Source organism: Micromonospora sp. L5, assembly GCF_000177655.2.
Lineage (GTDB): Bacteria > Actinomycetota > Actinomycetes > Mycobacteriales > Micromonosporaceae > Micromonospora > Micromonospora aurantiaca.
In genome coordinates, this window is the sequence record NC_014815.1 from 5,330,523 (window position 1) to 5,351,734 (window position 21,212).

Below are 21,212 nucleotides of genomic sequence, written 5' to 3' on the forward strand. Positions count from 1 at the left end.
GTGGAACCCGTCGACCTGGCCGTCTCGGCGCTGCACGGCAGCGTCGGCGACCCGGCGCTGAACTCGATGAACTTCCTCAACGAGGTGGCGCAGCACTACCCGGACGCGGTGTCGCTGGCGGCCGGGCGGCCGTACGAGGAGTTCTTCGACTCCGCGCTGCTGCACACGCACCTGGACCGCTTCCGCCGCCACCTGGCCGAGGAGGTCGGGCTGGACCGGGCCGGCGTGGACCGGACGCTGCTGCAGTACGGGCGCACCAAGGGCATCGTGCACCACCTGATCGCCCGGCACCTCGCCGTGGACGAGGGGCTCACCGTCGACCCGGAGTCGATCGTGGTGACCGTCGGCTGCCAGGAGGCGATGTTCCTGGTGCTGCGCGCGCTGCGGACCGGCCCGGCCGACGTGCTGTTCGCGGTGGCGCCCACGTACGTCGGGCTCACCGGCGCGGCCCGCCTGGTCGATTTGCCGGTGCGCCCGGTGGCCGGCGGGCCGGACGGCGTCGACCTGGCCGACCTGCGCGCCGGGGTGCGCCGGGCCCGCGCGGAGGGGCTGCGGCCCCGCGGCTGCTACGTGATGCCCGACTTCGCCAACCCGTCCGGCGTCAGCATGGACACCGAGCAACGGCGGCGGCTGCTGGAGCTGGCCGCCGAGGAGGACCTGCTACTGATCGAGGACAACCCGTACGGTCTGTTCCCGGCCGACGGCACCGACCGGCGGCCCACGCTCAAGGCGCTGGACACCGCCCGGCGGGTGGTCTACCTCGGCTCGTTCGCCAAGACCGTGCTGCCCGGCGCCCGGGTCGGCTACGTGGTCGCCGACCAGCGGGTGGGGGAGGCCGACGGCGCTGTGGTGCCGTTCGCCGACCACCTCGCGAAGATCAAGAGCATGGTCACCGTGAACACGTCACCGATCAGCCAGGCGATGATCGGCGGCGCGCTGCTGGCGCACGACTGCTCGCTGGTGGCCGCGAACGTGCGGGAGCGGGCCGCGTACGCCCGCAACCTGCGCCACCTGGTCGACGGCCTGGCCCGGCGCTTCCCGGCCGGCGGCCCGGTCTCGTGGACCGTGCCGGCGGGCGGGTTCTTCGTGGTGGTGAGCGTGCCGTTCGCCGTCGACGACGCGCTGCTGCACCGCTCGGCGCGTGAGTACGGCGTGCTCTGGACCCCGATGGCGCACTTCTACGACGCGGGCACGCCGGTCGATGCGCTGCGGCTGTCGGTGAGCGCCGTCACACCGGAGTCGATCGATCTGGGTCTGGACCGGCTCGCCGCGCTGGTCACGGACACCATGGCCGCCGGAGTGACGCCGGAGTGTCAGGGTTCCGGCACAGTGCGTGTTTCCTGACGCCGTTCCTCTGTTGATAATGGACGAATGGTTGCCTGGGAGTACGCGTTGCTCGTTCGTCGGTATCAGGGTCAGGGTCGCAATTTCCACGTCTCGTTCGTGTGGTACGGCCCGGACGGGTCACGCACCGACGTGACGGCATACGGCGACACCGCGATCGCGCACCTCAACCGGGTCGGCCGGGAGGGCTGGGAACTGGTCTCCGCCGCCGAGGACGTGAACAACGTGCAGGGCAGCACCGAGGTCCACCGCTACCACCTGAAGCGCCCGCTGCGCTGACCCCTGAACCGCCGGCACCCCGGGAGACTCCTTCTCCCGGGGTGCCGCTTCGCGTCGGCCGGGCGCTCAGCCCAGGTCGACCGCCGGGTAGAGCGGGAACGGCGTGAGCAGGTCGGCGGCCTGCTTGCCGACGGACTCGGCGACGGCCGGGTCCAGCACGTACTTCGCCTTCGACGGTGCGCCGTCCGGGCCGGTGCCGGGCGTGGTCTGGCTGAGCACGGTGTGGATCAGCTCGGCGGTGGCGTCCATCTCGGCGGCGCCGAGGCCCCGGGTGGTCAGCGCCGGGGTGCCGATGCGGATGCCGGAGGTGTACCAGGCGCCGTTCGGGTCCTGCGGCACCGAGTTGCGGTTGGTGACGATGCCCGAGTCCAGCAGCGCCTGCTCGGCCTGCCGGCCGGTGAGGCCGTACCCGGACACGTCGATGAGCACCAGGTGGTTGTCGGTGCCGCCGGTGACCAGCGTCGCGCCCCGGCGCAGCAGACCGTCGGCCAGCGCCTGCGCGTTGTCCACGATCCGCTGGGCGTAGTCGGCGAAGTCGGGGCGGCGTGCCTCGGCCAGCGCGACCGCCTTGGCGGCCATCACGTGCGGCAGCGGCCCGCCGAGCACCATCGGGCAGCCCCGGTCGACATGGTCGGCCAGCTCCGGCCCGCAGAGCACCATGCCGCCGCGCGGGCCGCGCAGCGACTTGTGCGTGGTGGTGGTGACGATGTGCGCGTGCGGCACCGGGTCGAAGTCGCCGGTGAACACCTTGCCGGCGACCAGCCCGGCGAAGTGGGCCATGTCGACCATGAACGTGGCGCCGACCGAGTCGGCGATCTCCCGCATGATCCGGAAGTTGACCTTCCGCGGGTACGCGGAGTAACCGGCGACCAGGATCAGCGGCTTGAACTCGCGGGCCGCCTCGGCCACCCGGTCGTAGTCGATCAGGCCGGTGGCCGGGTCGGTGCCGTAGCTGCGCTGGTCGAACATCTTGCCGGAGATGTTCGGCCGGAAGCCGTGGGTGAGGTGCCCGCCGGCGTCCAGCGACATGCCCAGCATCCGCTGGTTGCCCAGCTCGCGGCGCAGCGCGAACCAGTCGGCCTCGGTGAGGTCGTTGACCTGCCGCGCCTGCGCCTTGCGCAGCGCGGGGGACTCGACCCGGTCGGCGAGGATCGCCCAGAACGCGACCAGGTTGGCGTCGATGCCCGAGTGCGGCTGCACGTACGCGTGGGACGCGCCGAACAGCTCGCGGGCGTGCTCGGCGGCGAGCGCCTCGACGGTGTCGACGTTCTGGCAGCCGGCGTAGAACCGGCGCCCGACCGTGCCCTCGGCGTACTTGTCGCTGAACCAGTTGCCCATCGCCAGCAGCGTCGCCGGGGACGCGTAGTTCTCGCTGGCGATGAGCTTGAGCGACTCGCGCTGGTCGGCCAGTTCCGCGGCGATGGCGTCGGCCACGCGCGGCTCGACGCCGCGGACGACCTCCAGCGCGCTGCGGAAGGCGGTGGACTCGGCGTTGCGCGACATGCGACCTCCAGGTGACGTGCGGAAGGCCCAGGCGCTCGGCATGCGTCCTCATGACGAGGCCGCTCCCCGATGGTGCTCCATCTCCACGCGCCAGTCACGGCCTGTGCCGATCCTACCGGCCCGGCCGGGACCTGCGGGGTTGGGCCGCCCCTCCCGGGGAGGCCCGGCCGACACGGAGTTCTTCGACCGGGCCGGCATGACCGGCACCCGGGTCGGCCAGGGGCCCACGGACGACCCACCCACGGTGGCCGAGGACGCGTTCGAGGCGCTGACGAAGGGGGGAGCACAAGGTCGCCGCCGGCTCGCTGGTCAACAAGATCCAGGTGGCAGCCGGCAAGATCATCCCGGACCGGCTGAAGGCGGTGCCGGTGTCAGGCGACCACGGCGTCGAGCGACTTCTTCAGCGCCTTCGGGGCGGTCGGCGTCTTGGGCGCCTTCGGCCGCAGGTCGAGCATCCGCTGGCCGATCTCCTGGAGCCGGTTACGGCCGAGCGCCTCGCGGACCTTCGGGAACCACTCCTGCTCCTCCTCCTCGATGTGGTGCAGCACGTTCTCGATCAGCACCGTCGTCTTGGCGTTGAAGCGCTCGTCGCCGGCGTCCATCGTGAACAGCTCGACGCAGAGCACGTCCGCGACGTGGTGCTCCTCGTACGACTCCAGCACGTCGTCCTCGACGTCGGGCACCAGCTTGCGGACCTCCGGGTACATCACCTCGTTCTCCAGGTAGGTGTGCACCGTGAGGGCTTCGAGGATCTGCCCGACGATCTTCCCGCGCTTGCTCGCCGGTCCCTCCTCGGCCTCCTGGAAGGCCTTGAACAGGCGGCGGATCTCCTTGTGGTCCTCCTTGAGCAGGACGATCGCATCGGTGGACACCGGTTACCTCCTAAGTCGGCTGACGGTGCCCCCCTACCCGGTGCCCCACCAGGACAAACAGACCGGGCCCGGCGTGATCGCCGGGCCCGGTCCACGCGGATACCTGTTACTTCACCGCGTTGTACGCGTCCACGACGCCGGCGCCGTAGAACCCGTTGCGGTTCCCGCCGGAGCAGGTCGCGTCGTACGCGTTCGGGCCCGCCGGGATCAGCGGCACCGGGTTGTAGACGCCCGACGGGCAGGACTTCGCCACCGCCGTGCGCTCCAGGAACGAGGCCAGCTGGCCCGGGCTCATGCCCGGGTGCGCGGACAGCGCCAGCGCCGCGACGCCGGTGGCGTGCGGGCCGGACATCGAGGTGCCCTGCTTGTAGCCCCACCCGTTGGTGCGGGTGGCGGTGTTGAAGGTGGTGGACAGGATGCCGTCGGCGGACGTCGAGCGGGCGCCCTGCGTCCGGAACCGGGTGTCGCCACCCGGCGCGGTCACGTCGATCACGCCCTGGCCGTACGAGGAGTAGTAGCTCTTCTCCCCGGTCGGGCCGACGGCCGCGACGGTCACCACGCCCGGCGCCTCGGCCGGCAGGTCGAGGCAGGCGTTGGTGAGGTTCTCGCGCTCCTCCGGGGTGCCGTTGTTCGGGCTGCCGGCGTCGGTGATCTTGTGGGCCAGGTCGTAGTTCGAGTTACCTGCCGACGCGACGTGCAGCACACCCTGGGACTGCGAGTAGCGCAGGGCCCGCTGCACGGCCTTCCACACCGGGCGCTGACGCGCGTCGTTGCGGCAGTTCAGCTCCCACGGGTCGATGTAGTAGCTGTTGTTGGTGAGCTGGAAGCCGTGCTCGGCGGCCCACATGAACCCGCAGACCGCGGCCTCCGGGAAGATGTAGCCGTCGTCGTTGACCACCTTGACGGCGGCGACCTTCACGCCCGGGGCGACACCGGTGACACCGACGCCGTTGACCGCGGCGGCGATGGTGCCCGCCACGTGGGTGCCGTGGTCGCTCGTGGTGGGGTTCCACGCGGCCTCGGCGGTGTTCGGGACGCCGCCCACACAGGAGGCGCTCTTGTCCCTGGCGATCTGGGTCGCCAGGTCCGGGTGGCTGCTGGAGATGCCGCTGTCCAGCACACCCACCACGACCGACGGGCTGCCGCCGGTCACGGCGTGCGCCTGCGGGACGCGGATCTGGGGCATGTCCCACTGCAGGTTGTAGAGCGGCTCGGCGGTCGGGTCGCCGGTGGCCGCGGCGACGGCGGCGGCCGGCACCTCGACCGTCTCGCCCTCGTCCAGGGCGGTGCCCAGGCCGGCGGTGGAGGCGACCGACTCGACGCCGGCGCCCGCCACCCGGGTGGCGAAGTCCGGGGCGGACGAGCGCACGACCAGCACACCGATCTTGTCGTACGCGGCCACCACGGTGCCGTCGGCGGCCGCCACGCGGGCGGCGGCCTTGGCGGTGCTGTTGCCCTGCGGGGCGAGCACGATGTACGAGGTTTCCGGTCCGACGGCCGCGGCCGGTGCCGTGCCGCCGACGAGGGCGAGCCCGGCGCCGAGCGTCACTGCCGACGCCGCGGCGAGTGTCTTGCGACGGAGGTTGTTCACACAGACTCCCAGGGGTTCGTGCGGGTGGACCGCACCCCTGAGCGGGCTGCGGTCCGGGCGGAGGCACGGCGAAGTACCGGCCTCGCCCGGACCAGCGCCACCGCCTCCCGGCGTGTTACACATGCCGGGATCCCGGTGACGTGGATCGTCAGACGGTGGCGATCGTGTAGGGGATCTCGTCCAGCAGTTCCCGGGCGAGGAAGCCGATCCGCCCGTACCGGGGGACCAGCCGCTGCCCGCTCACCGCGTGCGCGAACGCCGCCCAGCAGGCCGCCTGCGCCGGGCCGGCACCCCGGGAGAGCAGGCCCGCGAGCAGCCCGGCCCGCACGTCGCCGCTGCCCGAGGTGCCCAGTCCGGCGTCCCCGCTCTCCTCCCGCCAGGCCCGGCCGTCCGGCGTCGCGATGTGCCCGTACAGCGAGACGACCGCGTCGTACCGGCCGGCCAGTTCCACCGCTTCGGCGTCCAGGTCGTCGCCCGGATCGCGTCCCAGCAGGTGCCGCGCCTCGGTCAGGTTGGGAGTGAGCACCGCCTTGCGGCCGGCCCCGGCCAGCAGCTCCGGCGCGTGGCTGAGCGCGCCGAGCGCGTACGCGTCGAGCACCAGCGCGGTCTCCCGGCCGGCCGCGTCCAGGACCAGGCGCAGCAGTTCCCCGGTGGCCTCGATGTCCGTGAGACCGGGCCCGACCGCCACCACGTCGGCCTCGGCGACCAGGCCGCGGAGCAGGTCGCCCGGGTCGCCGCGTACCGCGCCGTCGCCGGTCTCCGGCAGGCCGATCACGAGCGCCTCCGGCACCTGGATGCTCAGCGACGCCGCAGTCGACTCGGCTGCGGCGAGCTGGAGCACGCCGGCGCCGGCCCGCAGCGCTGCCACCCCGGCCAGCAGCACCGCGCCGGGTGTGAACCGGGAGCCGCCGACCACCAGCACGGTGCCGCGCGCCTCCTTGCCGCCGGTGGGCACCGGCAGCGCCCAGTCCCGCAGCAGCGCGGGGGTGATCACGTCAGACCGGCTCGGCATTGACCTCGTCCTCCCTGGTGGGCTTCGCCCCCTGCAGGTGCAGGTGGGCGACGTCGTTGAACACCTCCGGCACGAGCCGGCCGGCGTCGTCGGCGTGCCAGGCGGTGACCGAGCAGTTGGCGATCACGTGCTCGCGGGTCAGCGCCATCAGCTCCGCCTCGGTGAGCCCTTCCACCAGGTAGCGCAGCAGGAAGACCAGCGCGTCGTGGCCGAACAGCAGCACCCGGCCCCCCTCGTGGTCGCGGCGCAGGTCGCCGAGCAGCGCCCGCAGCCGCAGCGCCACGTCGGTCCAGGACTCGCCGCCGGGCGGCCGGTAGTAGAACTTGCCGAGCCGGGTACGCCGCTGCGCCTCCTCCGGGTAGCGCCGGGTCACGCCGTGGCCGGTGAGCCCGTCGAGGATGCCCAGCTCCCGGTCGCGCAGCCGCTCGTCGACGCTCGCCGGGATCCCGGTGCCGTCGAGCGCCAGCTCGGACGTGCGCACCGCACGCAGGTACGGCGACACCACAGCCACGTCCGGCCGCCTCGACTCCGGCAGCCCGGCCAGCCAGCGGGCGGTCGCCCGCGCCTGCTCCTCGCCGGTCTGTGACAGCGGCACGTCCGCGTCCCGGTGGCTGAGGTCGATCAGCTCGGCGCCGGACGTCTCGGCCGCCGTGGCCGCCACGTTCGCCGTGCTCTCGCCGTGCCGCACGATCCAGAGCGATCCCAACTCCGCCATGCGGCTCCCGGTACCCGGGCTCGACCGGGGATAACCGTGCCGGACCGGCCCGGCGCGGGACTGCGCCGCAGTGCATCGACCCGGCACAATGTCCCACGACGCGGGACGGACGGTCCGGGTCCGAGGGAGGCGCACATGGCGACTGTGGTGCGGGGTCTGCGGGAGGCGCTGGTGCTCTTCCTGATCGCCACGGTGGTGATCGCGGCGGCGGTCGGCATCTGGGTAGCGGTCGGCGGCGGGGACTTCACGCACCGGCTGGGGGTGGCGTTCATGATCGTCGGCGCCGTGATCGGGATGACCGGCGACCTCACGCTGAGCCGCATCGGCATGCTGCCGGCCCGCTCCACGTTCGGCCTGGCGCCCGAGCGGGAGGACGGCGGCGGCGGGCGGGTGCTCACCGGCGTCGGCATCTTCCTGTTCGTCTCGGTGCCGCTGATCGTCGTCGGCGCGCTGCTGATCACCTGAGACTGACGGCCGCCGCCGGATCGGTCAGTCCTCCGGCGAACCGGGACTCACGAGGCCCGTCTCGTAGGCGACCACCACCGCCTGGACCCGGTCGCGCAGACGGAGTTTGGCGAGGATCCGGGCGACGTGGGTCTTCACAGTCGCCTCGGACAGGTGCAGCGCCTCCGCGAGTTCGGCGTTGCTCAGGCCGCCGGCCAGCAGGCGCAGGACCTCCGTCTCGCGCCGGGTCAGCGTGGCCAGGTCGCGGTGCACAGTCGCCGTCTGCGGGTCGCGGCGGGCGAAGCGCCGCACCAGCCGGCGGGTGATGGCGGGTGCGAGCAGCGCGTCACCGTCCTGGACCATGCGTACGGCCGCCACCAGATGTTCCGGCGTCACGTCCTTGAGCAGGAAGCCGCTCGCCCCGGCGGCGAGCGCGGCGTAGACGTACTGGTCCAGGTCGAACGTGGTGAGGATGATGATCCGGGGCGCCGCGACGGCCCCGGTGAGGATGCGGCGGGTGGCCTCGAGGCCGTCGAGCTCGGGCATGCGCACGTCCATGAGCACCACGTCGGGCCTGGTGCGGCGGACCGCGTCCACCGCCTCCGCGCCCGTCGCCGCCTCGGCCACCACGTCCACCCCACCGGCCGTGAGGATCATGCGGAACCCGGTACGGACCAGTGCCTGGTCGTCGGCGACCACCACTCGTACCGTCATGTCGCCTCCCACGGGATCACGGCCTCGACGTGGTAACCGGCGCCCGGCCGGGCGCCGGCGCGCAGCGTCCCACCGTAGACGGCGAGGCGCTCCCGCAGCCCGATCAGGCCGCGCCCGCCCGACACCCCGGTGGCGGCCGGTACGCCGGGCTCGGTGTTGCCGACCTCGATCCGCAGGGTCTCCGGCGAGTACTCGACGACGACGGTGCCGGCGGCGCCGGGCGCGTGCCGGACCATGTTCGTCAACGCCTCCTGCACCACCCGGTACGCCGTCAGCCCGACACCGGAGGTGACCGGCCGGCGCTCGCCGGAGATGGTCAGCCGTACCGGCACGCCGGCGTCCCGCATGCGTTCGATCAGCTCGGGCAGGCCCTCGATCCCGGGCTGCGGGTCCTCCGGGTCGTCCGGTTCGGACTCGGCCAGCAGGCCCATGACGTGCCGCAGCTCGGTGAGCGCGGACCGGCCGGTCGACTCGACGGCGAGCAGCGCCTCCCGTGCCTGATCCGGTGCGGCGGCGAGCACCGTCCGGGCGGCACCGGCCTGGATGACCATCACGCTGACGTGATGCGTCACGACGTCGTGCAGTTCCCGGGCGATGCGGGCCCGTTCACCGGCGACCGCGTCGCGCAGCGCCTGCTCGTGGGCGCGGGCCTCGGCGGTGAGCCGCCGCCGGTCCTCACCCGCCCGTCGCCGCCACACGTGGTGGCCGCCCGCGGCGGCCACCAGCGGGGCCAGCACGACGAACGGCAGGTAGCCCGCGGACACCGTGACCGGCATCAGCTCCCGGAGGCCCAGGGCGAGCAGCGCCACCGCCGGGACGGACACCAGCGCCGGCAGCCGGTACGGGCTGTGCGCCGCCGCGCTGTAGACGGCGACGAGGCAGGTCAGCACCACGCACGGGTACAGGGCCGGCTGCCGTTCCCCGTCGGTCACCAGCACCAGTGACGCGGCGGCCATCGTCGCCCAGAGCACCGCGAGCGGATACCGGCGGCGCAGCACCAGCGGTGCGCACATGACGAAGACCAGCAGCAGTGCCCCGAGCGTGGACCCGGGCTGCGCGGGCTGCATCTCCGGCGGGACCGCCAACGGGGGCAGCGGCAGTGGCGGCGGCAACGGCGGGGGCGGCACGCCGACGTCGTCAGTGGCGGCCTGGAAGCACACCAGCCCGAGTGCACCCGCCAGCGCCGCGTCGAGCAGCAGCGCCCGCCAGCCCGGCCTCGGCAGCGGTCCCGTCGCCACGATGCCTCTCACGAGCCACATTCTCGCCGCCGTACGCCGGCCGGGGCATCGGTCACGGTGTGCAGTGCGACTACATCGCAGGGATGACCCCGGGCGAAGATCCGCCTCTGGCGGTACGGGTGGTGCGTTGCCGGACCGATGCCCAGGCCTCGGATCCGCCCCTAACGTCACGGCGTCCAGTCGACAGGCCTGACCCGAGGGGCGACACATGACCGATCCGGTGATCGACGTACGCGGGGTGACCCGCCGCTACGGCGAGGGGCCGCCCGCGCTGCACGACGTGTCGCTGACCGTCCGGCCCGGCGAGTGCGTGGCGGTGCTCGGCCCGTCCGGCAGCGGGAAGTCCACACTGCTCAACCTGCTCGCCGCGCTGGACCGGCCGGACGCCGGCACGGTGACCGTCGCGGGCACCCGGCTGGAGAAGCTGGGCGAGGCCGCGTCGGCCCGGTTCCGGCGCGCACACGTGGGCCTGGTCTTCCAGTTCTTCAACCTGCTCGACGACCTCACAGTGCTGGACAACGTCCTGCTGCCCGCCCAGCTGGCCGGCGCACCGGCCCGCGCGGCGCGCGAACACGCGACCTCCCTGCTGGACTCGCTCGGCATCGCCCGGCACGCGCACGCGTACCCGGGACGCCTCTCCGGCGGTGAGCGGCAGCGCGTCGCCGTCGCCCGCGCCCTGATCAACCGGCCCGCGCTCCTGCTGGCCGACGAGCCGACCGGCGCGCTGGACACCGCCTCCGGGGAGGACGTCCGGCGCCTGCTCGACGAGCTGCACCGCAGCGGCCAGACCATCGTGCTCGTCACCCACGACCTGCGGCTGGCCGAGGCGTCCGCCGGCCGCACGATCCGCCTGCGCGACGGCCGGATCGAGGTGCGACGGTGAGCGGGCTGCGCCGGGTCGTCCGGTCCGGCGTACGGCGCCGCCGGGTGCAGACAGTCGTCGTCGGCCTGGTCACCGCCGCCGCCGTGACCGCCACGGTGCTCGGAGCCGGGCTGCTCGTCGCGTCGCAGGCGCCCTTCGACGACGCGTTCGCCGCCCAGCGGGGAGCACACCTGACCGTGCGGGCGGACTCCAGTGCGGTGACGGAACCACAGCTCGCCGCGTCGGCCTCGGCGCCGGGCGTGGTGGCCGCCGCCGGTCCGTACCGGGTGCTGGTGGTCGCCTTCACGGAGCGCGGCGGGATGCGGACACCGCCGCTGACAGTCGTCGCGCGCAGCGATCCGGGCGGCCCCGTCGACCGCATCGAGCTGGCCGGCGGGCGGTGGCCGACCGGTCCGGACGAGATCGTGCTGAGCGGCGGAGCGGTCCGCCTGCCGCCCGGATCCCGCCTGACCACACCGGGCGGCGGCGAGTTCACGGTGGTCGGTACGGCCCGGTCGATCAGCGACACCGTCGGCGCCTGGGTGCTGCCGTCCGCCGTCGGCCGGCTCGACGGGCCGGACACGGCCGACGGGTACCAGATGCTCTACCGGTTCGCGGACGCCCGCACCGCGACGGAGGTCGGCGCCGGACGGGACGCCGTGGTCGCGGCGCTGCCCCCCGGCGCGGTCACCGGCGCCCGATCCTGGCTCGACGTGCGGCAGCAGGCCGTCGAGGACGCGGCCGTCTTCGTGCCGTTCCTCGTCGCGTTCGCGCTGCTCGGCATCGTGATGGCGCTGCTGGTGGTCGGCACTGTGGTCGCCGGGACGGTCGGCGCCGCCACCCGCCGGATCGGCATCCTCAAGGCGCTCGGCTGCACCCCCGCGGGCATCGTCCGCGCCTTCGTCGCGCAGACGCTGCTCCCGGCCGCCGTGGGTGCCGTCGCCGGAACGGTCACCGGGAACCTGATCGCGCTGCCGGTGCTGGCCGAGACCGAGCAGGTCTACGGCTCGGCGAACACCACCATCGCCTGGTGGGTGACGATGCTGGCCACCGGCGGGGTGCTGGCGGTGGTGACGCTGACCGCGTGGACGGCCGCGCTGAGGGCGGGCCGGCTCCGTACCGTGGACGCCATCGCGGTCGGACGGGCGTCCGGTCCGGCGCGGGGCCGGTGGGCGTTGCGCCTGGCCGCGCGGCTGCCGGTGGCCAGGCCGGTGGGCCTCGGCCTGGCCCGCCCGTTCGCGCGGCCGGCGCGCACTGTCGCGATCCTGCTGGCGGTCGCGACGGGCGCGGCGGCGGTGACGTTCGCGACCGGGCTCGCCGCGTCGCTGCTGCGCATCCAGACCGCGCTCACCCAGGACGTCGCTGACGTCACTGTGAACGGCGACCCGGACGCCGGACCGGCCGCCGCTCCCACCGCCGATCCGGCCGCGGTGCTGGCGGCGATCGACGCCCAGCCGGGCACCCGCGCCAGGTACGGCCTCACGCAGGCACCGGGCGCCGTCGCGGGCGTCGCCGACCCGGTCTCCGTCACGACGATCACCGGCGACGCGGCGTGGGACGGCTTCGAGATGGTGTCCGGACGCTGGTTCACCGCACCCGGCGATGCCGTCGTCGGCGGACCCCTGCTGACCGCGACCGGAGCCCGGATCGGCGACACCGTCACGGTCCGGATCGAGGGCACGCCGGTACGCCTGCGCGTCGTCGGCGAGGTGTTCGAGTCCGCCATGGCGGTGTTCACCGGTACCGCCACGCCCACCGGCCGGAACCCGTCCGAGTACCGGATCGCGCTCGCCCCGGACACCGACGCCGGCGCCTATGCACAGGCGCTGACCGGCGCACTCGCCGGCCGGGGCCTCACCGCGCGGCCGAGCGGCGCGGAGACCGACCCGCTCCTGCTGGTCGTGGAGGGGCTGACCGCCACGCTGACCCTGCTGCTCCTCGCGGTGGCCGCGCTGGGCGTGCTCAACATGCTCGTCCTCGACCTGCGCGACCGGGTCCACGATCTCGGTGTGTACAAGGCGCTCGGCATGACGCCGGGCCAGACGATCGCGATGGTGGTCGCCTCGGTCGCCGCCGTCGGTCTGGTCGGCGGGCTGCTCGGCGTACCGGCGGGTGTGGCGATGCAACGGCTCGTCGTCCCGGCGATGGCCGCCAACGGCGGACTGCACCTGCCGGAGAGTCTGCTCGACGTGTACGGGCCGGTCCTTCTGGCGGCGCTGGCGCTGGGCGGGCCGCTGACGGCACTGCTCGGAGCGCTGCTGCCGGCCGGGTGGGCGGCCCGGACCCGGACCGCGACGGCACTGCGGAGCGAGTAGCGCGCCCGGCGGCGTCGCGGGTGTCGGTGGGGCCGGTTATGGTCCCCGCACACTGCGGGCGATCAAGGAGACGGTGTGCGCAGATTCGAGTTCGTGGGCGGCGGTTCGGCCAAGTTCTGGGAGGTCGGGCAGAGCGACGCGACGGTGACGGTCCGCTATGGATCGATCGGCGCGCAGGGCCGCACCCAGGTCAAGGAACTGGGTGCGCCGGCCGAGGCCGCCGCGCACGCCGACCGGCTGATCGCGGAGAAACTGCGCAAGGGGTACGCCGAGACGACCGCCGCGTCCTCCGCCGGGCACACCGGAACGCCCGCCGTCGAGCCGGCTGCGCCGAGCCGCGACCCGGAAACGGCCGGTGCCGATCCGGCCGCCGCCGGTTCGGCCGGTAGCGTCCCGGCCGGGGCGCCGTCGGCCACATCGCAAGCCGGCGAGCTGCCGGACGAGGACGCGTTCCAGGTTCCGGCCGCCTGGCGGCGGATGCTGGTCCCGCGCCGGGGCGGCACACCCGGCCCGGGCCTGCCGAGCGCCGCGAAGGGCCGCGCCGCCGGCCGCAAGGTGCTGGACTCGGTGGCCGCACCGGTCGCCGCCACCGCACGGGCCACCGACGATCCGGAGCTGGGTCCGGCGCTGCGCGGCTACCTCGACGGCCGGCCCGGTCCGCTGGGCGGGGCCGCGCTGGTGGCGGCAGTGGCCGTGGCGCTCGGCTATCACGCACGCGACCAGCAGGGGGTGGCCCTCGCCGACCTGCTGGCCGCCGATCTCGGCCCGGCCGGAGCGGCGGTCGCCGCGACCGAGCAGATCACCGTGGCGGCCACCGGGTCGGCGTCTCCGCTTTCGCTGGGCCGCGCCGAGGTGAACAAGGCGCACAACTACGGCCACTGGCGCCTGCGTCAGGGGGTGCTACGCCGGGTCCGCGCGCATCTCGCGGCGGCCCGCGAGGCCGACTACGCAGCGGCCCGCGCCGCGCTGGTCCCGTACCGGTCCGGGCCGCTGGCGGCGCGGGCGGTCACCTCGTTCCTGCTGCCGACCGAGCGGGAGTGGGTGGCCCAGGACGTCGCCGACGTGGCGCGCGAGGGGGGTCCGCTGCTCGCGGAACTGCTGCTCGGCGCAGTCGACGACGTGGACGCGATCCACAACCTCGCCGGGCACCTGCAGGTCTACCGGCTGATGTACGACCAGGCGCCGATCGTCACCGCCACCGCGGCGGTCGGGCCGCCGATCGCGCCGGTGCTGGCCGGGTGGTTCGACGACGAACACGTCGGCGCGGACGCGCGGCAGCGGCTGGTGTCGCTGCTGGCCGCCCTGCCCGGTGACGAGCCGATGGCGGCGCTGCTCGACCGGCTGGACCGTAAGTACGTCCCGCCCGCCATGACGGAGATGCTGCGCCGCTTCCCGGTGCGCGGCGTGCGCCTGGTGTCCGCGGCCGCCGAGGGGCGCAGCCCGGCCGCGCGGGAGGCCGCCACCCTGTTGCGCGCGCACGTGCTGGCCAACCCGGCCGCCGTCGAGGAGGCGCTGCCGATGCTTGATCCGGCGCGGCGGGAACGGGTCGAGCGGATCCGCGACGACGCGTCCGCGCTGCCGGTCGCCGCGCCGGACCGGCTGCCGCCGGTGCTGGTGACGCCGCCCTGGACGGTCCGGCGCCCACGAGCCGACCCGCCGGTGGTGGGCGGGCTGAACCGGCCCACCGGGTCCGCGACGGCCTGGCTGCCGGGGGAGCGGGGGCGGTGGGCCGCGATCGTGCCCGGCTGGTCCGGCTGGTGGCGGGGCGACGACCTGAGCGTGTTGGCCGCCGAGGTCGCCGCCGGGCGGGCCGGATCGTACGAGGCGATCCACTTCTTCGTCCGGGCCACCGAGGAGCTGGCCCGGCCGCTGCTGCCGTCCTGGCGGCCCGACGAGTCCTGGGGAGCCGACGAGTGGATGTCCCGCCTCGCCGGCCGATACGAGCTGGACGCGCTGCCCGCCGCCCTGCACCTGGCCCGCACCGCGCCGAAGAGCGTCGGCGAGGTGCTGCTGCCGTACACCGACGGTGAGGTCGCCGACCTGATGGCCGACTGGCTCGACCGGCTCAAGACGGGCCGCCCGGTCGCCCGCGCCTGGCTGCGGCGGCACCCGGAGTACGCCGTGCGGGCGCTGCTGCCGGCGGCCCTGGGCGCGCCCGGCCCGCGTCGCCGGGCCGCCGAGCGGGCGTTGCGGCTGGTCGCCGCGGAGCACCGTGGTGTGCTCCTCGGTGTGGCCCGGGAGCACGGCGAGGAGGCGCTCGCCGCCGCGACGGCGATGCTCGACGCGGACCCGCTGGCCCAGCTCCCGGCCCGGATGCCGAGCCTGCCGGCGTGGCTGGACCCGGCGGTGCTGCCGCAGGTGCTGCTGCGGGACCGCTCCGCCGCGCTGCCTGCCGACGCGGTCCGTCACCTCTGCACGATGCTCGCCATCTCCCCGCCCGGCGAGCCGTACCCGGGGGTGGAGGTCGTCCGCGCGGCGTGCGACACCGACTCCCTGGCGGAGTTCGCCTGGGCGCTGTTCGAGAGCTGGCAGAGCGCCGGTGCGCCCTCGAAGGACGGCTGGGCGTTCACCGCGCTGGGGCTGCTCGGCGACGACTCGACCGCGCGGCGGCTCGCGCCGCTGGTGCGGGCCTGGCCGGGCGAGAGCCAGCACACCCGGGCGGTGACCGGCCTGGAGGTGCTGGCGCAGATCGGCACCGACGTGGCGCTGATGCACCTCTACGGCATCTCGCAGAAGGTGAAGTTCCGGGGCCTGCGGGACCAGGCGGCGCGCAAGGTGACCGAGGTCGCCGACGGGCTGGGCCTGACGCCCGAGCAGCTCGGCGACCGCCTGGTGCCCGACCTCGGGCTGGACGCCGACGGCAGCCTCGTCCTCGACTACGGGCCGCGCCGGTTCACAGTCGGCTTCGACGAGCAGCTCAAGCCGTACGTGGTGGACGGCTCCGGCGCCCGCCGCAAGGACCTGCCCAAGCCCGGCGCCCGGGACGACGCCACGGCGGCGCCCGCCGCGCACAAGCGCTTCGCCGGCCTGAAGAAGGACGTGCGCACGCTCGCCGCCGACCAGATCCGCCGCTTCGAGGCGGCCATGGTGACCGGGCGGCGCTGGCCGGCCGCCGACTTCCGCCGCTACTTCCTGTCCCACCCGCTGCTCTGGCACGTCGTCCGCCGGCTGGCCTGGGCCACTGTGGACGACGCCGGTCATGTGGTCACCGCGTTCCGGGTCGCCGAGGACCGCACGCTCGCCGACGTCGACGACGAGACGTACACGCTGCCGGACGACGCCACTGTCACCATCGCGCACCCGCTGAGCCTCGGCGCGGCGGTGCCGGCCTGGGCGGAGGTGTTCGCCGACTACGAGATCCTCCAGCCGTTCCCGCAGCTCGGCCGCGAGGTGTACCGGCTGGACGCGGCCGAGCGCGCGGAGACGCTGCTGCGGCGGCACGCGGGTGTCACGGTCCCGGCCGGGCGGCTGCTCAGCCTGGAACGGCGGGGCTGGCGGCGCGGCATGCCGCAGGACGCCGGCATCCAGAGCTGGCTGGAGCGCGAGGCCCCCGGCGGCCGGGCCGTGGTGATCGACCTCGACCCCGGCATCGCGGTCGGGGTGGTGGACATGTTCCCGGACCAGAAGATCGAGGCGATCTGGGTGAACGACGTGCCGCGCGGCGACTGGTTCCGGCGCGGCGGCAAGGTCCGCCTCGGCGACCTCGACGACGTCACCCTCTCCGAGGTGCTGCGCGACCTGGCGGAGGTGACCCGGTGACCGCGCTCGATCCGGCCGCCGAGCGGGCCCAGCGTCCCCCGGCCGAGGTGCGGTACGCCGGCGAGCTGGCCGCGCTGGCCGCCGACGACAGCGACCCGCGCCCGCCGGGCTGGCGGCTGAGCCTGCGCGCCGCCCGCCGGTTCATCCTCGGCGACCCGGCGGCCGGGGTCCGGCGCAAGTTCGTCGGTGACCCGTCGCTCATCGACCGGGCGCTTGTGGCGCTGGCGACCAGCCGCGGCCTGATGCTCGTCGGCGAACCCGGCACCGCCAAGTCGCTGCTGTCGGAGCTGCTCGCCGCCGCTGTCAGCGGCGACTCCACGCTGACCATCCAGGGCGGCGCGGCCACCACCGAGGACCAGATCCGCTACTCGTGGAACTACGCGCTGCTGGTCGCCGACGGCCCGTCGCCGCGCGCGCTGGTGCCGGCGCCGCTGCTGCGCGGCATGGCCGAGGGGCGGGTGGTCCGCTTCGAGGAGATCACCCGCTGCCCGCTGGAGGTGCAGGACTGTCTGCTCTCCCCGCTGTCGGACCGGGTGCTCGCCGTTCCGGAGCTGCCGGGCACCGACGCCATGGTGTTCGCCCGCGAGGGCTTCAACGTGATCGCCACCGCGAACACCCGGGACCGGGGCGTCAACGAGATGAGCGCCGCCCTGAAGCGGCGGTTCAACTTCGAGACCGTCTTCCCGATCCCCGACCTCGGCACCGAGCTGGAACTGGTCGAGGCGGAGGCGGGCGAGTTGCTGCGCCGCTCCGGCGTGACCGCGCCGCCCCGGCGGGACCTGCTGGAGGTGCTGGTCACCACGTTCCGGGAGCTGCGGACCGGCATCACCGAACGCGGCGACGCGATGGAGCGGCTGTCGGCGGTGATGAGCACCGCGGAGGCGGTGTCGGTGGCGCACGCGGTCGGGCTGCGCGGCTGGTTCCTGCGCGGCGAGTCCGGCGACGCCGCCGACCTGGTCGCCTGCCTGGCCGGCACCGCCGCGAAGGACGACGCGGAGGACCTGGCCCGGCTGCGGCGCTACCTGGAGCAGCAGGTGTCCCGCCGCTCCGGCGCGCAGTGGCGGGCGGTGCACGACGCCCGGCACCTGCTGCCCGGGTGAGCGCCGTCGAGGCGCCCGGCGGCGTCACGTTCCTCGGCGTCCGGCACCACAGCCCGGCCTGCGCCCGGCTGGTCGCGGCCACGGTGGCGCGGCTGCGCCCGGCGTACGTGCTGGTGGAGGGGCCGGCTGACCTGAACGGGCGGATGGACGAGCTGCTGGGAGACCACGAGCTGCCGATCGCCGTGTTCACCGCGCACCGCGACGGCACCCGGCGGCACGCCTCCTGGAGCCCGTTCTGCGCGTACTCGCCGGAGTGGGTGGCGCTGACCGCCGGGCGGGAGGTGGGCGCGCAGCTGCGCTTCATCGACCTGCCTGCGTGGCATCCCGCGCTGTCCGACCGCGCCAACCGGTACGCCGACGCCGACCAGCGGTACGCCGAGGCGGTGCGCCGGCTGTGCGCCACGCTCGCCGTGGACAACGTGGACGCGCTCTGGGACCACCTGTTCGAGATCGGCCCGGACGACGGGCTGGCCGAGCGGCTGGACACGTACTTCGACGTGCTGCGGGGCGAGTCGGCGGCCGGGGCTGACGACACCGCCCGGGAGGCGTACATGGCCCGCTGGGTACGCGCCGCCCGCCGCCGGGCCGCCGGCCGCCCGGTGCTGGTGGTGACCGGCGGCTTCCACCGTCCCGCCCTGGTCCGGCTGACCGTCGGCCCGGACGGCGCCGATCGGCACGGCACCGGCCCTTACGGCACGGGCCCGGACGGCACGGGCCCGGAGGAGGACGACTGGCCGGAGGTGCCCGCCCCGGCTCCGGACGCGGTGGCGGGCAGCTACCTCGTGCCGTACTCGTTCCGGCGCCTGGACGCGTTCGTCGGCTACCAGTCCGGGATGCCGTCACCGGCGTACTACCAGCGGGTCTGGGAGGACGGCCCGCGCCGGGCCGCGGAGGCGCTCACCGAGGCGGTGGCGGCCCGGCTGCGTACCCGGCGGCAGCCCGTCTCCACCGCCGACCTGATCGCCGCCCGGAGCATGGCCGGCGGCCTGGCCCGGCTGCGCGGGCACGCCCACCCGGGCCGGGTCGACGTGCTCGACGGGCTGGTGTCCGCACTGGTCACCGACGCGCTCGACCAGCCGCTGCCGTGGGCGACCCGGGGCACGCTGGCACCAGGTGCCCACCCGGTGGTGGTGGAGATGGTGGCCGCGCTCAGCGGCGACCTGGTGGGCCGCCTGCACCCGGACACGCCGCTGCCGCCGCTCGTGCACGACGTCGACGCCGAGCTGGAACGCCACCGGATCGATCCGCACGAGGCGGCCGAGCTGGACCTGACAGTCGCCGGCGACCTGGCCCGCAGCCGCCTGCTGCACCGGCTGCGGCTGCTCGACGTACCCGGTCACGTCCGCGAACGCGGCCCCCGGGTGGGCGCGGACGCGCTGCTCACCGAACGCTGGTCGCCCGCGCCGTCGGCGGACCGGCTCGCCCGGGTGATCGAGGCGGGCGGGTACGGGCCGACCGTGCTGGACGCCGTCACCGCCCGGATCGAGGAGCGGGTGACGCTGCTCGGCGCGGACGTCGACGCGCTCGCCATGACGCTGTTCGACACCGCGCTGGCCGGGCTGCCCGAGCACTCCACCCGGACGCTCACCGCGATCGCCCGTGCCACCGGCGCGGTCACCGACCTGCGGGCGCTGGGCCGGGCGCTCGCAGTGGCGCTGGCGCTGTGGCGGCACGATCGTCTCCTCGGCAGCGCCGGGACCGCCCCGCTGGGCGCGCTGATCACCGCCGCCGTACGCCGGGCGCTCTGGCTCGTCGAGGGCGTGCGCGCCACGGCCGCGGCGGCCGACCCGGGCCGGCTCACCGCGCTCGTCGCGGTCCGGGACGCGGTTCGCCACGCCGGCCCGGCGCTGGGGCTCGACCGGGACGGTGCGCTGGCAGTGGCCGGGCGGGTGGCGGCCGACCCGGCGGCCCCGCCGGACCTGCGCGGCGCGGCGCTGGGTCTGGCCTGGTCGCTGGGGGACGTGCCGGACGCGGCCCGCGCGGTCCGGGCTGTGGCCGCACCGGACACGCTCGGCGACTGGCTGTCCGGGCTGTTCGCGCTGGCCCGGGAGGAGGTGGTCAGCGGCGACGCGGCGCTGCTCACAGTGGTGGACGAACTGCTCGCCGCGATGGGCGCGCACGACTTCCTGGTGGCGCTGCCCGCGCTGCGGCAGGCGTTCGGCTGGTTCCCGCCCCGCGAGCGGGCGGAGGTGGCCCGGCACGTGCAGGCGCTGCACGGCGGCGACGCGCCGCCCGGTGACCTGCTGCGGCTGGACGCCGACCCGCTGCTGGTGGCCGCCGCCCGCGCGGTGGAGGAGCGGGTCGACGCGGTGCTGGCCCGGGAAGGGCTGTGGGAGGGGGACCGGACGTGACCGACCCGATGCGGGAACGCTGGCGGCTGGTACTCGGCGACGCCGCGCAGGACAGCCTGGGCGGCCTGTCTGCCGAGGCCGCCGGCCGGGACGCCGCGCTGGACTGGCTCTACGGCAGGGACGCGGAACTCGGCCGCCGCGACGTGCGGCGCGGCGGGTCCGGCCCGTCCGCGCTGACCACTGTGGACTGGCTGGACGGGATCACCCGGCTGTTCCCGAAGGAGACGGTGCAGCGGCTGGAACGCGACGCGGTCGAGCGGTACGGCATCCACGAGGTCGTCACCGACCCTGCGGTGCTGGCCCGGGTCGAGCCGAACCCGGCGCTGCTGCGCGCGGTGCTGCGCACCAAGCACCTGATGGACCCGCAGGTGCTGCGGCTGGCCCGCAAGCTGGTCGAGGCGGTGGTGCGGCAACTGGTCGAGCGGCTGGCAGGGGAGGTGCGGCAGTCGTTCTCCGGGCCCCGGGCGCGCCGCCCCAGCCGGTTCCGGCAGGCCCGCAACTTCGACGTACGCCGCACCATCCGGGCGAACCTGGCGCACTGGCGGCCGGACGAGCGCCGGCTGCACGTCCGGCAGCCGCACTTCTTCTCCCGTACCCGCCGCCACCTGGACCGCTGGCAGGTGATTCTGCTGGTGGACCAGTCCGGCTCGATGCTCGGCTCGGTGATCCACGCGGCGGTGACCGCCGCCTGCCTGTGGGGGCTGCCCGGCGTGCGGACCCACCTGGTCGCGTTCGACACCGACGTGGTCGACCTGACCTCCGACGTGGACGACCCGGTGGAGCTGCTGATGAAGGTGCAGCTCGGCGGCGGTACCGACATCGCCCGCGCGGTCGCGTACGGCGCGCAGCTCGTGGAGAACCCGCGCCGGTCGATAGTCGCGCTGGTGTCCGACTTCTACGAGGGCGGCGACGCCGGACGTCTGGTCCGGTCGGTGAAGCAACTCGTGGAGCAGGGCACGCACGTGCTCGCGCTCGCCGCGCTGGACGAGGAGGCCGACCCGGCGTACGACCGGGCCACCGCCCAGCGGCTGGCCGACGTGGGCGCGGCGGTCGGCGCGATGACGCCGGGCGAGCTGGCCGCGTTCGTGGCCGAGCACGTGGGCCGGTAGGGGG

Annotated in this window: 16 protein-coding genes and 1 riboswitch; of the genes, 9 read left to right on the forward strand and 7 right to left on the reverse strand. The window is 74.9% G+C overall.

Annotated elements, in window-relative coordinates; translation table 11 throughout:
- Complete coding sequence (locus ML5_RS24515) at positions 1 to 1,344, forward strand: PLP-dependent aminotransferase family protein (protein WP_013476580.1); 1,344 nt, start codon at positions 1 to 3, stop codon at positions 1,342 to 1,344.
- A 27-nt stretch (positions 1,345 to 1,371) separates the two neighbouring features.
- Complete coding sequence (locus tag ML5_RS24520; protein WP_013286617.1) at positions 1,372 to 1,623, forward strand: hypothetical protein; 252 nt, start codon at positions 1,372 to 1,374, stop codon at positions 1,621 to 1,623.
- A 66-nt stretch (positions 1,624 to 1,689) separates the two neighbouring features.
- On the opposite strand, the gene ML5_RS24525 is transcribed toward ML5_RS24520, so the two are convergent.
- The 5 genes from ML5_RS24525 to ML5_RS24545 all read right to left on the reverse strand — a co-directional run bounded on the left by ML5_RS24525 (position 1,690) and on the right by ML5_RS24545 (position 7,316).
- The gene (locus tag ML5_RS24525) at positions 1,690 to 3,126 is read right to left on the reverse strand and encodes a glycine hydroxymethyltransferase (protein ID WP_013476581.1); all 1,437 of its coding nucleotides are present in this window, start codon (positions 3,124 to 3,126) and stop codon (positions 1,690 to 1,692) included.
- A gap of 18 nt (positions 3,127 to 3,144) precedes the next feature.
- Positions 3,145 to 3,234, reverse strand: a riboswitch (ZMP/ZTP riboswitch).
- Between the two features lie 263 nt (positions 3,235 to 3,497).
- Positions 3,498 to 3,998: a hemerythrin domain-containing protein gene (locus ML5_RS24530; RefSeq protein WP_013476582.1), complete on the reverse strand. Its 501-nt coding sequence runs from the start codon at positions 3,996 to 3,998 to the stop codon at positions 3,498 to 3,500.
- Between the two features lie 106 nt (positions 3,999 to 4,104).
- The gene (locus ML5_RS24535) at positions 4,105 to 5,589 is read right to left on the reverse strand and encodes a S8 family serine peptidase (RefSeq protein WP_013476583.1); all 1,485 of its coding nucleotides are present in this window, start codon (positions 5,587 to 5,589) and stop codon (positions 4,105 to 4,107) included.
- 148 nt (positions 5,590 to 5,737) lie between these two features.
- The gene (locus ML5_RS24540; protein ID WP_013476584.1) at positions 5,738 to 6,601 is read right to left on the reverse strand and encodes an NAD(P)H-hydrate dehydratase; all 864 of its coding nucleotides are present in this window, start codon (positions 6,599 to 6,601) and stop codon (positions 5,738 to 5,740) included.
- Positions 6,585 to 7,316, reverse strand: a complete 732-nt coding sequence (locus tag ML5_RS24545) for a histidine phosphatase family protein (protein ID WP_013476585.1) — start codon at positions 7,314 to 7,316, stop codon at positions 6,585 to 6,587. The genes ML5_RS24540 and ML5_RS24545 overlap by 17 nt, the downstream gene beginning before the upstream one ends.
- Before the next feature lie 135 nt (positions 7,317 to 7,451).
- Here ML5_RS24545 and ML5_RS24550 point away from each other — a divergent pair, with 135 nt between their 5' ends.
- Positions 7,452 to 7,781, forward strand: a complete 330-nt coding sequence (locus ML5_RS24550) for a hypothetical protein (protein WP_013286610.1) — start codon at positions 7,452 to 7,454, stop codon at positions 7,779 to 7,781.
- A gap of 24 nt (positions 7,782 to 7,805) precedes the next feature.
- Here ML5_RS24550 and ML5_RS24555 read toward each other — a convergent pair whose 3' ends face one another.
- Positions 7,806 to 8,474 (reverse strand): response regulator transcription factor, encoded by a 669-nt coding sequence (locus tag ML5_RS24555; RefSeq protein WP_013286609.1) that lies wholly within the window; start codon positions 8,472 to 8,474, stop codon positions 7,806 to 7,808.
- Positions 8,471 to 9,733, reverse strand: coding sequence for a sensor histidine kinase (locus ML5_RS24560; RefSeq protein WP_013476586.1), 1,263 nt, complete (start codon positions 9,731 to 9,733; stop codon positions 8,471 to 8,473). Before ML5_RS24560 ends, ML5_RS24555 begins: the two co-directional genes overlap by 4 nt.
- A gap of 187 nt (positions 9,734 to 9,920) precedes the next feature.
- Between ML5_RS24560 and ML5_RS24565 the strand changes: the two genes are divergently transcribed.
- The 6 genes from ML5_RS24565 to ML5_RS24590 all read left to right on the forward strand — a co-directional run bounded on the left by ML5_RS24565 (position 9,921) and on the right by ML5_RS24590 (position 21,208).
- Positions 9,921 to 10,595, forward strand: a complete 675-nt coding sequence (locus ML5_RS24565; protein WP_013476587.1) for an ABC transporter ATP-binding protein — start codon at positions 9,921 to 9,923, stop codon at positions 10,593 to 10,595.
- Positions 10,592 to 12,889 (forward strand): FtsX-like permease family protein, encoded by a 2,298-nt coding sequence (locus ML5_RS24570; protein WP_013476588.1) that lies wholly within the window; start codon positions 10,592 to 10,594, stop codon positions 12,887 to 12,889. Before ML5_RS24565 ends, ML5_RS24570 begins: the two co-directional genes overlap by 4 nt.
- 75 nt (positions 12,890 to 12,964) lie before the next feature.
- Positions 12,965 to 16,648, forward strand: coding sequence for a DUF4132 domain-containing protein (locus ML5_RS24575; RefSeq protein WP_013476589.1), 3,684 nt, complete (start codon positions 12,965 to 12,967; stop codon positions 16,646 to 16,648).
- The gene (locus tag ML5_RS24580; protein ID WP_013476590.1) at positions 16,645 to 17,748 is read left to right on the forward strand and encodes an AAA family ATPase; all 1,104 of its coding nucleotides are present in this window, start codon (positions 16,645 to 16,647) and stop codon (positions 17,746 to 17,748) included. Before ML5_RS24575 ends, ML5_RS24580 begins: the two co-directional genes overlap by 4 nt.
- Positions 17,745 to 20,099: a DUF5682 family protein gene (locus ML5_RS24585; protein ID WP_013476591.1), complete on the forward strand. Its 2,355-nt coding sequence runs from the start codon at positions 17,745 to 17,747 to the stop codon at positions 20,097 to 20,099. The genes ML5_RS24580 and ML5_RS24585 overlap by 4 nt, the downstream gene beginning before the upstream one ends.
- Positions 20,096 to 21,208 (forward strand): VWA domain-containing protein, encoded by a 1,113-nt coding sequence (locus ML5_RS24590; protein WP_013286602.1) that lies wholly within the window; start codon positions 20,096 to 20,098, stop codon positions 21,206 to 21,208. Before ML5_RS24585 ends, ML5_RS24590 begins: the two co-directional genes overlap by 4 nt.
- The last annotated feature ends 4 nt before the right edge of the window (positions 21,209 to 21,212 follow it).